This window comes from Mesorhizobium sp. WSM4817, assembly GCF_055811135.1.
In genome coordinates this window covers 198,986-212,592 of record NZ_JBVVQQ010000008.1, presented here as the reverse complement: position 1 = coordinate 212,592, position 13,607 = coordinate 198,986, and the positions used below count along the sequence as shown (strand labels likewise).

Genomic DNA, 13,607 nt, shown 5'->3' with positions numbered 1-13,607 from the left:
CCAACCAGCAGTCGCGTTCGGGCGAGCGCAAACTGTAGCGACTTACTTTGCGTCTCCCCGCAACTTCGCTTGGCGCAAATGACGGTGTTAGATGGCCGTCATCTTCGAACAGGCCTATGGAGCGATGTGAGGTTATCCTTCCATCACCGGAAAGACAAAGCTGCGTTCAGATGCCGCTCCCTCGGTAGCGAAGTCCCAGATCATGCAACTGCCGGTCGCGAAGCGATTTATGCCGTGAAGAATATGATGGCGAAAGGGGTTAGCGGTGGGGAACGCTAATGCGCGATGCGTCGGTTGAATTGCCGACAACGGTGGCGCTCGTGGCTACCGTGACTTTCGCCGAAGCTGCCTATTATAGCGGCTAGTCGATTTTCCCCAGCAACCGCTCATATTCCCGCTCCGGCTCGCTGTAGGTGCCATCGGCCAACTGGAACAGACCATCACGATCTCTGATGACGATCTCACCCCGCGTGGCTCTGATTAGGCCCCTACCCTCAAGCTCCTGGATTGCAACCGTGACACCCGGTCGCCGCACACCGAGCATGACGGACATGAATTCGTGGGTGATTGCAAGCCGGTCGGTGCGGACGCGATCGTGGCACATCAGAAGCCAGCGAGCCAAACGTTCGTCCAACTTCGACCGTGCGTTTACCAGGGCGGTGTAGCTGGTCTGAATATAGAGGGTCTGGACATAGAGAAGCAGAAGAGCCTTCAGCGCAGTGCTCTCAGACAGAGCAGACGACAGTGCCGGGGCTGGAACTCGCAAGCCGCTTCCCGCCAGTTGCATATAGGTGTCATGTGCGGCGCGATCGCCGCCTAGGGCCACTAAGGCTTCGGTCATGCCTTCCATGCCGATCAGGCCGACCTCGGTATCCCGGCCCTTAGGTAGTTTGGCGACTACCGACGCGATGCCGTCTTCCAGGAAATACACGTGTTCGATAACGGACTTCGTCGACTCAAGCTGGGTCCGCATCGGCAGCGCTACCCGTTCCATGTTGGGTTCGATCGATGCCAGATCGCCAGGGGAAAGTCGCCGCAATAAAGCATTTTGATAGGGAATATTGGGCTGGTTAAACATAACTCCACCCTCGGTAGGGCAAGAGCTTTCTGATCTCCCAGCCGTTCGCGCCCGTGACAACGTGCGAACGATAAGACTACACATGGGGTGCTAAAGTCCCGAAGCCAATCACATTAAGCATTAAGGGCGGGTACCGGGCATTCTGGCGGCATCCGAGAAGGGAAATCGCAACACCAATGCGTGTTTTTCGTCGCACATCTCAAAGAGCGCGCCTGTCAGCATTGGCTTCCCGCTGAGCAGTCCTTCCGCCAGGATCTCCTTGGCGGAGGCCATCGCGTTCTCCTCAGCCTGCGCCAAATCCGCAAATTCCTGCCCCTCGAGGTCCTCCATGAGGTGCCCCTCCTCGTTCCGGATATGGAAAAAATATCTTGGCATGCCAGTCCACCTCCATGGACTATCTAGATGCATGGAGGCTCATGGATAGTGTCGGAAACGTACCAACCGGGCATATGTATGAACCGGACATTCGACGTGTATCTGAGCGCTGGCGCAGGCCAGCGGTCAGCTGACGCTGTCGGTGATTTCTGACCTGTCGAACAGCACGCCGAGACCATGCTCGACGGCACAGGCGGCGATCATGTCATCAAGGGCTTTCCCGGACACAGGGCAATTGGGGAGGACTTCCCGTATGGCGGTTTCAGCTCTCGATGTTGAAACCACATCGTGCCGTCTTTTCCTGGTCTCCATATAGTGGTCGACTAGGGTTTTCAGACGCCTTGCCGCAATCTCATCTGCAAACATTGTTGTTCACTCCTGTCAGTCAGGTCGCCCGCAAACAATGGCCCGCCCCTGTACGAGGGCGGGCCAATCCGATCGAGTGACCGGTGATCCGAGTGAGGGACCTGGATCGCTAAAGTAAGTTCGAGCGGGATTATTCGTTCCAAGGCGGCTACGGCTTGGTAATTCCCGTACATTGATTCCGATGCTGAGGTGCACGCCGGACCTCACAGCCGGTCAGGTGCGTAGGAATTCAGCAAGAGAGCAGGTCGGATGGCGCGCGCGCCAGCGGTCAACAAACTTCACTGTTTCGCGCGCTCATTGCTTTGTTTCACCTGGCATCGAAAAACACTGGCGCGATCCCCGCTCTCTCTCCGCGCTTTTTGGTCCGGACACCAAAAAGCCCGGTGATGCGTCCGCGTCGATCGGCATCGTTCATGCGTTGAACCCGGCGAAGATCTGCTTTGTCCGAATCTGGGTTTGGCGCCGGATCATCCGTCGCGCCCCGCATTGACGACAAATCTGCACGGAGGACTCAAGATGGGCGAAGAACGGCACGAAAAAAACCAACACCGCGCATACCAATTTGGGAACGTGGAGGCAGTAGACACGGCGATCACGAGCGACACTGGCACCAGGCTAAAGCCGAAATTGATCGAGAGGCCGCACTGCCCTTACCGCAGACGATGCTCTTCCGGAAACTCGCGAGATCGCCAGCTCGGACGCTATGACCGTTGAGGCCCTGGCAATGCGAACGGGCATAGGCGGTGACCAGGCCCAAGAATTGATCGATAGGCTTGGCAATGATCGCGCGGCCATCGAGGAAGCCGCGCGGAGCCTTAAGGCGGCGGGAGGGTGACCTCAGCGCGGCAATCCTCTTGTCACACGGCTCGGAATGTTCGCCGCGCCTTATTCGTCTTGTAAGTAAGCCAGTTGGTGCCCCGATCGGCGCCCCCAGTCCAAATCACAATGGGCAACAACCAACGAAGCCGCAGGTTGGACGGGCGAAGACCACGCCCAGCCGGTCCAGCCGCGGGCGGACCATTTCGAGGATTGTCCAGTGTGCGGACAGGACTTCGACAAGCGCGGCGTGGGCCAGGTGCTTCATCATGTGAAGACCAATCACCAGCTGGGTGCGGCCTATGACAAGGGCGCGCCGCCGTCGTCCGGAGGCGCGTTCTCTTGTTCATGACGTGCTCATTGATCGTGCTTTCGAAGCGCCGTTTAGCTAGGCAGCTTCCTGCATCGCTCTCTCGTTGACGCTAGCCTCTCCAAGCTGCGTCAGCGCTTCGTCAGTCGCCTTTTCCTCTTCGAGCGTCTCCTCGAGCAGTGGCACGGCATCCTTTAGGCCGAGCAGTCCGGCCCAGGTAATCAGGGTGCCATAGCGGGCGATCTCATAGTGTTCGACCGCCTGCGCCGCCGCCACAAGCCCAGCGTCCAGAGCTGGAGCTTCCTTGAATTCCTCCAGTATCTCCTGTCCTTCCTCAATGATGCCGTCGATCGCGGGACATGTCTTTCCTTGTGCCCGTTTGCCGAAAATCTCGAAGACCTGCTGCAGCCGTTCGATCTGAGCCTCCGTCTCGTCGCGGTGCTTTTCGAATGCGGCGGTCAGTTGGTCAGATTCGGCACCCTTGGCCATCTTCTTCAGCGCAGCCAGGATTTTGCGCTCAGCGTAGTAGACGTCCTTCAGTCCGTCGTGGAAAAGATCTTCGAGGCCCTTGGCCTTGCTCTGCGATTCATTTTTCATAGCCATCGTCGTCTCCGAATGTGAGAAACGCGTGTCTGGTGGCACGCGCAGCTTTAACCAAAGTGGGTGCTGTTTGTTCCTTTGGCCCGATCGGCAATCCTCTGTGCCTGGACGTCATCGACGTAACCGAACAAACCGCAACGCCCCTCAGTAGTGCCTCACGCCTACACGGGCCTGGAATGCGAGGGATTGAGGCAGCGCGCAAGCGGCCATTTCGCTGGATGCCGGCGAAACGTGCAACCCGCCCCGGTGTTCCGTGCACGAAAGAAAGCCCGCGCCCTTCGGGAAAAAAGGACGCGGGCCCATCGGGAGTCATCCATGTCGCAGCTGCACAAATGAAACTTTCAGCCCGCGCCGAAGTTCCACACGGAAACAAGAAAGGCCCGCCGCGCCTTCAGCCGCGCCGCTCCACTGGCCACCAAACGAAATATGAAACCGGCGCCCGAGGGGATGGGAAGGACTCGGCCTGATCAGAGGGTGCAGTCCGATCAGCACTAGGGCAAGTGCTGCACGACCCGAACGCATTGGCTCGGCCAGGTTCCCGCACGGAATACAAGCCCACCGCCAGAACCCGCCCTCGCTCGATTTCAGCCAAGCCGCCTACCGTCTCCCCGAATGCCAGGTCGGAAGAACGGACGAGCGTCTGTAACCGAGAGCGATCACGGCTGAGTTCTGGAGGACGAGTTCCAGGATTTCTATCCCGTCCAGACTCCAGCCGTGCCTGCTTGCCACGGATGAGTTTGCCTTCGGACAGCGGCGCTTAGCCTGCCGTTAAGGAACAACAACGCCCAAGCCGAGTTTGGTGGTCCAGGAGGTAACGACAATGCGCATACTGAGAACCTTCTTTGAATACTTGTGGCGCTCGAACAGCAAGTTGCCAGCAGCCCTTGCGCCGCCCGTCGACGCGATCGTTCGGCTGCTGAAAGAAAAGCAAAAACTCGCTACAAAGAAAGGACTTGGTCGACCAGAATAGACTGCTCGCGGCTGACCGAAACGCAGGATGTGGCAGCATCACGCGTCACCTTGCCTATCTGCAGCTTTAGCCGGAACTTGCCATCGGGAACGGTGCGCCCGCGGCAGGCTCGGGCATGCGGCAATGCCTTGGTCGCCTGGAGCAGCGCCAATCGGCGCCGTGTGTATCGGCGGCAATCACGAGAGAAGGAGGATCAGGTTCGCTCAATTCTGGCTGGCAGGTGACGACATGTCTTTTCGTGCAAGGCCCCGCACAGCTTCAAGACCCCGTGGGAAGCCGCTGCGGTTACTAAAATCCTGCGGTTGCCGGCGGCCTCGAGCGTGCCGGGCGCTTACCTTTTGCGCCGTCAATAAATCGATGAGTGTCACACCGGCAACGAGCACCAATGCAAGTCCGACGTTGTCACGTTTTGGATTGTCATGCCGGAACGCCCATAGGAGTGTTCCGACGTCGAGCCCATCACCGGCCACACGGCTCCAAAGCCCGAACTGTCTGTCTGCCGACAAGGACAGAATGCCGCTGCTGAGTTCACGCGCTCCATAGGCGCGGATCACGCCTTCCTTACCAGGTATGCCGAGTGCGCGGGCGATGCGCTCGGAGGCTATGAGTTCGACCATGCCCAGCGCAATGCTAAACCATCCGAGTTTGCGCGCTACCATATCGGAGGGCGCGAGCGCCTTCGGGCCAGATTTTACGACCTTTGGGTCGCTTGGCCGTCTGCTGAGATTGCCGAATTTGCTAAGCATGTTCATGACACTGATCCTATGGCTTCAGTACGACTTTGACGCAACTGTCCTGCTTGTCGCGAAAGATCTTGTACATCTCGGGTCCTTGTTCGAGCCCGGCAGTGTGGGTGATGACAAACGACGGGTCGATCTGACCTTCTTCGATGCGGCGCAGTAGGTCGTCGGTCCAGCGGTTCACATGGGTCTGGCCCATCCTGAAGGTCAGGCCTTTGTTCATGGCTTGGCCCATCGGGATCTTGTCGACGAACCCACTGTACACGCCCGCGATTGAGATGACGCCGGCTGGCCTGCAGACATAGATCATTTCACGCAGCACGTGGGGCCGATCGCTCTCCATCAGCATCATCTGCTTCGCGCGGTCATAAACGGTGTCTGGTTGACGAAAAGACACGTGACTTTCCATCCCGATGGCGTCGATGCATTTATCTGGCCCCTTGCCGCCTGTAAGCTCGTTCAGCTTTTCAACAACGCTCTCCTCCAGGAAGTTGATGGTGATCGCGCCGCCCGCTCCGGCCATGGAAAGGCGTTCGGGCAGGCAATCTATGCCCACGACCTGCTTGGCACCGAGAAGAATGGCGCTGCGGATTGCCATCTGCCCCACCGGGCCACAGCCCCAGATCGCGACGGTATCGGAGGGCTCGATTTCGCACTGGACAGCAGCCTGCCAGCCAGTTGGCAATATGTCGCCAAGGAAGAGGACCTGCTCATCGGAGAGCCCGACCGGTACCTTGATGTGCGTTGCATCGGCAAATGGTACGCGAACATACTCGGCTTGTCCGCCCGGGTAACCGCCGGTCAGATGGGTATACCCAAACAGCCCAGCCGTCGTGTGACCGAACGCCTTGTCGGCGATGTTCTTGTTGCGGTTGGTTCGTTCGCAGACCGAAAAGTTCCGGCGCTTGCACTGGTCACATTCCCCGCAAATGATGGTGAAGGGAACGACGATGCGGTCTCCCTTCCTAAGCGCGCCGTTTACCCCGGATCCAACTTCCACCACCTCACCCATCATTTCGTGGCCCATAATGTCGCCTGGCAGAATTGCCGGAATGAGGTTGTGATAGAGATGCAGGTCCGAGCCGCAGATCGCGCAGCTCGTCACCTTGACGATGACGTCGCGCGGGTCCTCGATCTCGGGATCGGTAACCTCATCGCAACGTATGTCTTCTTTTCCATGCCAAACCAGCGCTCGCATGCTTAATCTCCCGTAGGCCCGGTTCGCGGCGTCGTGAGAGCGAGCTCGGCCGCTTTCCTTCAGGCTGCGAATTAGCTTTCCGAGGTCCAACCGCGAGGCAGCATCCATGTTCCCCGCCTCCGTTAAAAAACTTAGGCCGGCTTTTGAAGGTGGGGCTGACGGCATTGTCGGAGCGTCGAGAAGGCGGTGGCCGCCCTGCCGGACATCGTTAAGAAGGTCAAGGAAGATTCCCGGCTTCGCCGTGGGCGTGGTGCATGGCGGCAACGTGAAGGGGCCGGTTGCGAGTCGGGGTGGAGAAGGTTGGATTTCAGGTGCTCTCCCGCTATCACCTTCAAAATTGCCCAAACAATTCTCCGGCCCCTTCATGGCTTCCCGGAAGCCCAGCGTTTGCGGGATGTGCGGCCGAAAGCTGGGGAGAGCGGAAACAACTTTCCCTTCAATCTGCTCTCCGAATGTCCATCATTCTCCGAAGCTGGGGAACCTTTTGGATCTTCGCTCCGGCCCATCCGCGGGCACAAACTTTGCGTTTCCGCCAATGGTTCGGCCAATGGCGTCTCTATGACTTGCCCGCAAGCACCGCCGCAACCTATAGGTTTGCAACTAGCCTTATGGTTTGCTAGCTTCACCGTAGGGATGAGGAGATGCGGATTTTGTACCGCCTTTGGAAGTGGCTCTTACGTCCGAAAGCGCTGGGTGCCGGAGCGAACAGGGAGGAGCTATCACCGAGTCATCCGTCCTCCATCAGCGAAGCACGTCTCCTGGACTTTTTGGCGAACACGACTGATGGTGTGTCGTTCTATGATCAGGACTTCCGCCTGACGCACTACGCAACCAACCTCAAAAGCATCCACAGCCGCCCGCTAGTTGCGGGCGACGCTCTGTGGGAGATTTATCCGAACGTCGACACTGAGATCATCGAAAAATTTGTTCGCGTGCTGCGCGGCGGCACTCCAATAAATGTCAATCTCCAGCGATCGCTGGGGGAGGCGCCCCGTTCCGCTGTCGTTTTCGGCGCTGCGAATGGAATTGGAATCATCGAATCCAGAGAAAGGGAGCGGGGCGGGCGGGGCTCACCGGAAGAGCAAGAGCGTATGATGCTCCTTCATCAGGCGACGCACGACGCATTAACCGGATTGCAGAACCGGCGGGGGTTCAGCGAAAACCTGCAACAAGCTCTGTCGGTGGTCGATGAGCCAAATGCCACTGCCCTGCTGCAAATCGACCTTGACGGTTTCAAAGCGGTCAATGACACGCTCGGCCATGGCACGGGCGATACGTTGCTTCAACTGGCGGCAGGCCGGATCCGGGACACGCTGCAGGACGGCGAACTCGCATACCGGTTAGCTGGAGACGAGTTCGCCGTCATTCAATCGCGTACGGGACAGCCCGCCGAAGCGGAACGCCTCGCGGGGGCGTTAATTGAAGGATTCAAGGCGCCGTTCATGATCAACGACATCCCCGTCTTCGTCGGCGCGAGCATCGGAATTGCATTCGGACCGGGACACGCGACCGAGGGCGAGCAGTTGATGAAGGCCGCGGATATCGCCCTTTATGCAGCCAAAAGAGACGGACGCGGCTGTGCGCGAATTTTCAATCGCTCGATGCAGCTCCTGCTCGAACAGCGTGAAAACCTGAGGCGCAGTCTTCGAATGGCGCTGGACCGGAACGAGCTTTATCTTGAATATCAACCGCTCATTCGGGCTCCCGCGTCGGTCGTGGGCTTCGAAGCGCTGTTGCGATGGCGGCATCCCGAAGTCGGGACCATTCCACCGAGCGTGTTCATACCGATCGCCGAAGCCGACGGTCTCATGGACGAGATTGGACGATGGGTGATCGAAGAAGCCTGCCGCCAAGCAACGAGATGGCCGTCTTCACTGACGGTCGCCGTGAACCTATCGCCGGCGCAGTTCCTGAGCGGTTCGCTCACGGACACGGTTGCTCAGATCGTCGACGCAGTCGGAATCCGCGCCGACCGGCTTGAGCTCGAGATTACCGAAACCGTTCTTCTCGAGCAAACCGTCGACAACATTGACACACTGAATACCCTGAATGTCCTCGGGATAAGGATCGCGCTAGACGATTTCGGCACCTACTACTCCTCGTTGAGTTACCTTAAGAACTTCCCGTTCGACACATTGAAGATAGACCGATACTTTATAAAAGACTTAGAAACCGATCGAAAAAGTCAGACGATCGTGCGATCGATCATAGGCATGGCGCACGGCTTGGGGATAAGCGTCACCGCGGAGGGAGTTGAAACGCCGGGACAGGCACAGTGGCTGATCAGGGAAGACTGTGATTACCTCCAGGGCGATTTCCTGGGACGGCCACTCGGAGCCGAGGCGACGCGCGATTTCATCAGGCGATCTCCCAAGGAACTAATACGCGAAAGTGGGGACGAAATTTGGCGATCCAGCGTCCGGCCCCATGCATAGCGGCGTGGACGAAACTGAGGGGTCGCATCGCTCGACTAAAATGCAGCCAGAAACGAGTGAGGAACGCCGATGAATATTGCTTCTCATGACGAAGATGGCGAAGCACTCTTTGAGACAATGATCCAGATCGATTTGGACGTCAAAACTTTTATGTCTGATTGGATACTCTGCGATCAACTCTCGACCTACTCGGCGCGAATGATCAGCCATAACAGACCTGATTCCGTACGGCATTCAAACCTCTTTTCCTCTGCGTTGAACGAATTATTGGAGGTCGCCTTTCGTACGCGGCATTACGGCGGTGAAATAGCCTGTAGGGTGTCCCGCCGGGGTGAGACGGACAGGATCGAACTGACATTCCCTTGCATGCCCGAAGAACGACAATTCTTTGAAGAAGCGGTGTTTCAAATTACGGGATCCGAGGCAATGGAGCGCTATCTCAACTCAGTGTCCGGAGACCTCGCGCCCAGTCGTGAAGTCGTTCTCTTGGAACTCGCCATCGACTACAACGCGACCCTTCGAGTCGAGCAAGTCGGCGCTGATATCATCACCCTTGTCGTCGATCTTCCGCTTGAGGGCATGCCAAGTTGAGCGCGTACAACCTTTTCCCGCGTTTCAGAGCGCAATACGATGTAAACGATCAGGAGTTCTCGATATCGGGAATACTGCGGCCCCAGTCGATCGATGAGCTTGCGCCCAGCATTGCCCTGTTGAAGGAATCAATCGCTCGTGTACGCGGCACCCTGTACGTAAACGTCAAACGATTGACGCAAATGAACAACACCGCATTTCATGCTTTCTCGCGGGTCATTATTGACGCCTGTCGCGCTCGACCAGATCTCAGGTTCGTACTCGTAACGTCAAGCGTTGTCGGGTGGACGACCAGAAAATTCGGGCGCCTGAACGGAATCGAAGCGAACATCACGGTTCAAGAGTATGACAGTGATTTCTATCCGGGGCAGAGCTTCCTCGAAGAAGGCGGGTTCATTCCGATCCTCCGCACACAGACGAAGATGACTTGGCGCCACGAGCGCACAATCTTGCCGCGACACGGCATGCAATCCGGTATCATCATGGCCGACATCTGTTGCGGAATTGGTGATTTCGCCGTACTCGTGCAGAAAGAATTTCAGCCGTCACGGATTGTCGCTCTCGACCATTCCAGGTCAAGCCTTGCTTATGCGCGAAGCGTGGCTGCGGCGTTCGATATCGGAGGAATTGAATACACCTATGGCGACGCATCAGAAATGCTGCTCGACCAAGATCAGTTTGACTTGGTCACATGCCGACACTCCCTGCAGGTGTTCAACAAGCCCGAACTGATTCTCAAGGAACTCTTTCGCATCTGCAAGCCGGGCGGACGCGTCTACATCACGAATGAAAAGAACTCGCACTGTCTGGGCGAACCGCGCGCCGATAGCATCCAGTGGACCTATAATGAAGTCGCCAAGCTTTGGGCGCACTTCCAGATGGATATCGAGCTTGGCCCCAAAAGCCGTCGATACCTGGTCGAGGCGGGGTTCGAAGACATTCGAGTCGAGTCTTTCGTGGTCACCAACCACGACGGCGATCCGCAGGACTTCGCAGATGTCGTCGCGGCATGGGAGAACGTTTATGCAGGCGAGATGGCGACAAAGCGAGGTGACCCGCCGGCGTTCATCAGACGGTTCCGACAGGGTTTCCAGGATCACATTTTCGCTGCGCTCCACCCCAAGGGATACGCCGGCTGGCCAATCTGGGTTGCATCGGGACGTAAGCCACTGTGAGCGAGTCGCATGCCATTTCCCGCAAACCCTGGTCCGTTTTCCGGCCTAACAGCTTCCGCGCGAAATTCATAATCGTTGTAGGCGGGGCGGTGCTCTTCGACCTCCTGGTCGGTGGGAGCGTGGCCCTTTGGAACGTCAACCGGCTTTCCCGCGACGCGACGTACCAGATCGAGAGCGGCCTCACCAAGGCGAGCCAGGAATACCTCCAGAATTATATCGAGACGACTGCTCTGCGCGCCGATCTCCTCTTCGACCAAATGCACTCCGAGGTTACCGCACTTGCAGGCTCCATGCAGAGACTGATCGACCATCCAGAGGCGAAGGAGGCAATCGGCAACGCGCTGGCGACGGACTCCTATTTCAATGCGCCGCTCATACATGACCCCAAGGGAAACTGGATGCAGAGCCCACAAGGGTCGCCTTCGGTCTTGAGTATCTGGGGATATCTTCTCTCCCCCGATGGCCGACCGAAGCCCGAAATTCTCCACAAAATTCAGGAGAGTGCGGCGTTCGACATTTTTGGCCCAAGCCAAATGGCAACAGGCGCCAGGAAGTTGCAGGTCTATTACGTTGGACCGAAGGCAGCACCTATCATGCGCACGACTCCTTACTCCGATCAGGCGCAAACCTTCGACAAGCTCTATCCGGGCCACAACAACGCAAATTTCTGGGATTTCTTCTTTCCTGGCGTCTATGAGCGCTGGCAGGGGTGGATCAGGGACCCGAATTCGCGCCCCGTAAAAGGCGATGACATCACGGCGACTGCCCCATATATCGATGCGATTACCGGTAAGCTCATAGTGAGTTTCTTCCATCCGCTCTGGACGAAGGACCGCAAGGATGTCGCCGGCATGGTCGCTTCCGACGTAACGCTCGATCAACTCGCTGAAATCGTCGAAAGCGTGAAGGTCGCTGAGACGGGCTTCGGTTTTCTCACCATGTCGAATGGCAATGTGCTCGCGATCAAGCCCGAAGGCGAGAAAACGCTCGGGCTCAAGATTGCAAGTGGTGCGGCGGGTCAAGGCGTTACCGGACTCGATCGCTCGCTCAAAAAGAGTACGCATTCGGCCGTTGCGGCGCTCGAACTTCCTGCCGACGACAAGACGGTCATCAAGCATATTTCGATTTGGGAGGATGGCGAAGCCGAACCTCACATCGTCGCGCTTCGCCGACTGGAGGCAGTCAATCTCTGGAACAGCACGGGGTCCATCACAGCCGAAAACCAGATGCTCGGCTTCGTCGTCCCGGAGCGGGAAATCTATGCTTCCCTGCTTGCAGCGCAACAGAGCATTTCCAGCGCGACCAACCGGATCCTGGTCTCCCAGATCATCGCAATTATCATTTCGCTCCTGATTGTCTTTGCGGCTGTCTTCGGAATCTCAAAGCGGATCACCGCAGGCCTCAGCGCGCTTGCAGCAGCCGCAAAGCGGCTCCAGGCACAAGACTATTCAGTTCGAGTAAGCATTCCGACGCATGACGAAGTGGGAGAGGTGGGGGTCGCGTTCAACCGGATGGCGGAGGAGATCAGCTTCCATACGGAAAATCTCGAGCAAATCGTCGATGAAAGAACGAAGGAGCTTGAAGACGCAAATCAGGAGATTTCCGCCCTCAACAGCAAATTGCGAGATGAGAACCTCCGCCTTGGTGCAGAGCTTGCAGTTGCCAAACATATCCAGATGATGGTTCTGCCGAGAGCCAGCGAACTCGAAGCCATCCACGGGGTCGAAATCGCCGCTTATATGCGGCCGGCCGACGAGGTCGGCGGCGACTACTACGACGTCTTGCAAGAGGGATCGCGGGTCAAGATCGGGATCGGCGATGTGACAGGCCACGGGCTCGAAAGCGGTGTGCTGATGCTGATGGTTCAATCCGTTGCACGCGCACTGCAGGAGACTGGCGAGGACAATCCACGTCAGTTTCTCGATCGACTGAACAGAGCCATCTATAAAAATATCGAACGGACCAACACCGACAAGCATCTCTCGCTGGCCTTTCTTGACTTTGAGAATGGGAGGGTGACCCTGTCAGGGCAGCATGAGGAGGTTCTCGTCGTTCGTGCAAATGGAGAGATCGAGCGTATCGATACCGCCAATCTTGGTCTGCCGATCGGCCTCGAACGCAACATCTTGCCGTTTATCGCAACGCGCGACATTCCGTTCAACAGCGGCGATGTGATCGTGCTCCACACGGATGGTGTGACCGAGGCGGAAGATCAGGAGGGAAAATTGTTCGGTTTGATACGCCTCTCTAACAGTGCGCGCCACTATCATCGCAGGAGCGCCGAGGAGATCAAAACTGGAATTATTGAGGACCTGATGGCGCATATCGGAACACAGAAAATCCACGACGACATCACGCTCGTGATCATGAGGCACAAGTAGGAATGACAACACTGTTCGGAACAGCCGACTTTGCAATTGGAATGAGAGAGAGCGTCAGCCGCGTGCGATTGTTCGATGGACCTCTCGACCTGAGTTGGCATCATTGCGCTACTACTTCGGACTTCATCGCGGACGTTTTTGCCCTGCGCTTCCAGTCTTCTCGCAACGACTACAGGGAAGTGCGACACAGCATTGGCTATCTAGTCAACGAACTGATTGAAAATGCGGTCAAGTTTCGTGCGCCCGGCGAGATCACGATCGAGGCGGCCATGGAATCGGAAAGTTTTAAAATCAAGGTTTCGAATGTTGTTGACGTCGAAACGACCGCTAAATTTCAAAATCTTCTGTCGGAGATCACGGCCGGCGATCCGGGTGAGCTCCTGATCCAGCGAATCGAAGAGAATGCCGCGGACCCTCAGACAACAAATTCCGGTCTTGGATTGCTGACGTTGATGAGCGACTATGGCGCGAGCCTGGCTTGGGTCTTCAGCCCCGCCGACGAAAGGGACCAGGTTCGCCTGGAAACATATGCTTCAATTCTGGTATCAGAAACTTACAACTAAAACGAAATG

Annotated in this window: 12 protein-coding genes and 2 pseudogenes; 7 read left to right on the top strand and 7 right to left on the bottom strand. The window is 57.2% G+C overall.

The genetic code is table 11. The annotated features are described in order from the left end of the window. Positions 1-361: 361 nt before the first annotated feature. From AC0L2K_RS14305 to AC0L2K_RS14295, 3 genes are all read right to left on the bottom strand, one after another. Complete coding sequence (locus tag AC0L2K_RS14305) at positions 362-1,078, bottom strand: Crp/Fnr family transcriptional regulator (RefSeq protein WP_473531631.1); 717 nt, start codon at positions 1,076-1,078, stop codon at positions 362-364. A 120-nt stretch (positions 1,079-1,198) separates the two neighbouring features. Next, a complete protein-coding gene (locus AC0L2K_RS14300) occupies positions 1,199-1,453 on the bottom strand; it encodes a DUF6894 family protein (RefSeq protein WP_473531630.1) in 255 nt (84 codons plus the stop codon). A gap of 126 nt (positions 1,454-1,579) precedes the next feature. Beyond that, positions 1,580-1,819 carry a hypothetical protein gene (locus AC0L2K_RS14295; protein ID WP_128247155.1) on the bottom strand — a complete coding sequence of 80 codons (240 nt, stop codon included), beginning with the start codon at positions 1,817-1,819 and terminating at the stop codon, positions 1,580-1,582. Between the two features lie 516 nt (positions 1,820-2,335). Between AC0L2K_RS14295 and AC0L2K_RS14290 the strand changes: the two are divergent. Beyond that, a pseudogene (locus AC0L2K_RS14290) lies at positions 2,336-2,654 on the top strand (DUF2934 domain-containing protein). Positions 2,655-3,023: 369 nt separating this feature from the next. On the opposite strand, the gene AC0L2K_RS14285 reads toward AC0L2K_RS14290, so the two are convergent. Next, positions 3,024-3,548: a YciE/YciF ferroxidase family protein gene (locus tag AC0L2K_RS14285; RefSeq protein WP_128170942.1), complete on the bottom strand. Its 525-nt coding sequence runs from the start codon at positions 3,546-3,548 to the stop codon at positions 3,024-3,026. 571 nt (positions 3,549-4,119) lie between these two features. Further along, a pseudogene (locus tag AC0L2K_RS14280) lies at positions 4,120-4,277 on the bottom strand (ATPase domain-containing protein); the annotation flags it as partial. Between the two features lie 88 nt (positions 4,278-4,365). Between AC0L2K_RS14280 and AC0L2K_RS14275 the strand changes: the two are divergent. Beyond that, on the top strand, positions 4,366-4,515 hold the full coding sequence (locus tag AC0L2K_RS14275) for a hypothetical protein (protein ID WP_473531629.1): 150 nt from the start codon (positions 4,366-4,368) through the stop codon (positions 4,513-4,515). Positions 4,516-4,718: 203 nt separating this feature from the next. On the opposite strand, the gene AC0L2K_RS14270 is transcribed toward AC0L2K_RS14275, so the two are convergent. Together AC0L2K_RS14270 and AC0L2K_RS14265 are read right to left on the bottom strand one after the other, a co-directional pair. Beyond that, positions 4,719-5,267 (bottom strand): hypothetical protein, encoded by a 549-nt coding sequence (locus AC0L2K_RS14270; RefSeq protein WP_473531628.1) that lies wholly within the window; start codon positions 5,265-5,267, stop codon positions 4,719-4,721. A 10-nt stretch (positions 5,268-5,277) separates the two neighbouring features. Then, on the bottom strand, positions 5,278-6,453 hold the full coding sequence (locus tag AC0L2K_RS14265) for a zinc-dependent alcohol dehydrogenase (RefSeq protein ID WP_473531627.1): 1,176 nt from the start codon (positions 6,451-6,453) through the stop codon (positions 5,278-5,280). A 641-nt stretch (positions 6,454-7,094) separates the two neighbouring features. Between AC0L2K_RS14265 and AC0L2K_RS14260 the strand changes: the two genes are divergently transcribed. From AC0L2K_RS14260 to AC0L2K_RS14240, 5 genes are all read left to right on the top strand, one after another. Continuing rightward, positions 7,095-8,888, top strand: coding sequence for a putative bifunctional diguanylate cyclase/phosphodiesterase (locus tag AC0L2K_RS14260; RefSeq protein ID WP_473531626.1), 1,794 nt, complete (start codon positions 7,095-7,097; stop codon positions 8,886-8,888). A gap of 69 nt (positions 8,889-8,957) precedes the next feature. Continuing rightward, positions 8,958-9,479 (top strand): ubiquinone biosynthesis methyltransferase UbiE, encoded by a 522-nt coding sequence (locus AC0L2K_RS14255; protein WP_473531625.1) that lies wholly within the window; start codon positions 8,958-8,960, stop codon positions 9,477-9,479. Further along, positions 9,476-10,654 carry a class I SAM-dependent methyltransferase gene (locus AC0L2K_RS14250; RefSeq protein WP_287177776.1) on the top strand — a complete coding sequence of 393 codons (1,179 nt, stop codon included), beginning with the start codon at positions 9,476-9,478 and terminating at the stop codon, positions 10,652-10,654. The genes AC0L2K_RS14255 and AC0L2K_RS14250 overlap by 4 nt, the downstream gene beginning before the upstream one ends. Further along, a complete protein-coding gene (locus tag AC0L2K_RS14245; RefSeq protein WP_473531624.1) occupies positions 10,651-13,035 on the top strand; it encodes a SpoIIE family protein phosphatase in 2,385 nt (794 codons plus the stop codon). Before AC0L2K_RS14250 ends, AC0L2K_RS14245 begins: the two co-directional genes overlap by 4 nt. Before the next feature lie 2 nt (positions 13,036-13,037). After that, positions 13,038-13,598 (top strand): slr1658 superfamily regulator, encoded by a 561-nt coding sequence (locus AC0L2K_RS14240; RefSeq protein ID WP_027154850.1) that lies wholly within the window; start codon positions 13,038-13,040, stop codon positions 13,596-13,598. The last annotated feature ends 9 nt before the right edge of the window (positions 13,599-13,607 follow it).

Excerpts from the sequence above, each read along its gene's own strand:
- AC0L2K_RS14255 (WP_473531625.1), top strand. The coding sequence starts at position 8,958 with ATGAATATTGCTTCTCATGACGAAGATGGCGAAGCACTCTTTGAGACA.
- AC0L2K_RS14270 (WP_473531628.1), bottom strand. The coding sequence starts at position 5,267 with ATGAACATGCTTAGCAAATTCGGCAATCTCAGCAGACGGCCAAGCGAC.
- AC0L2K_RS14305 (WP_473531631.1), bottom strand. The coding sequence starts at position 1,078 with ATGTTTAACCAGCCCAATATTCCCTATCAAAATGCTTTATTGCGGCGA.
- AC0L2K_RS14240 (WP_027154850.1), top strand. The coding sequence starts at position 13,038 with ATGACAACACTGTTCGGAACAGCCGACTTTGCAATTGGAATGAGAGAG.
- AC0L2K_RS14275 (WP_473531629.1), top strand. The coding sequence starts at position 4,366 with ATGCGCATACTGAGAACCTTCTTTGAATACTTGTGGCGCTCGAACAGC.
- AC0L2K_RS14295 (WP_128247155.1), bottom strand. The coding sequence starts at position 1,819 with ATGTTTGCAGATGAGATTGCGGCAAGGCGTCTGAAAACCCTAGTCGAC.
- AC0L2K_RS14265 (WP_473531627.1), bottom strand. The coding sequence starts at position 6,453 with ATGCGAGCGCTGGTTTGGCATGGAAAAGAAGACATACGTTGCGATGAG.
- AC0L2K_RS14260 (WP_473531626.1), top strand. The coding sequence starts at position 7,095 with ATGCGGATTTTGTACCGCCTTTGGAAGTGGCTCTTACGTCCGAAAGCG.
- AC0L2K_RS14300 (WP_473531630.1), bottom strand. The coding sequence starts at position 1,453 with ATGCCAAGATATTTTTTCCATATCCGGAACGAGGAGGGGCACCTCATG.
- AC0L2K_RS14285 (WP_128170942.1), bottom strand. The coding sequence starts at position 3,548 with ATGGCTATGAAAAATGAATCGCAGAGCAAGGCCAAGGGCCTCGAAGAT.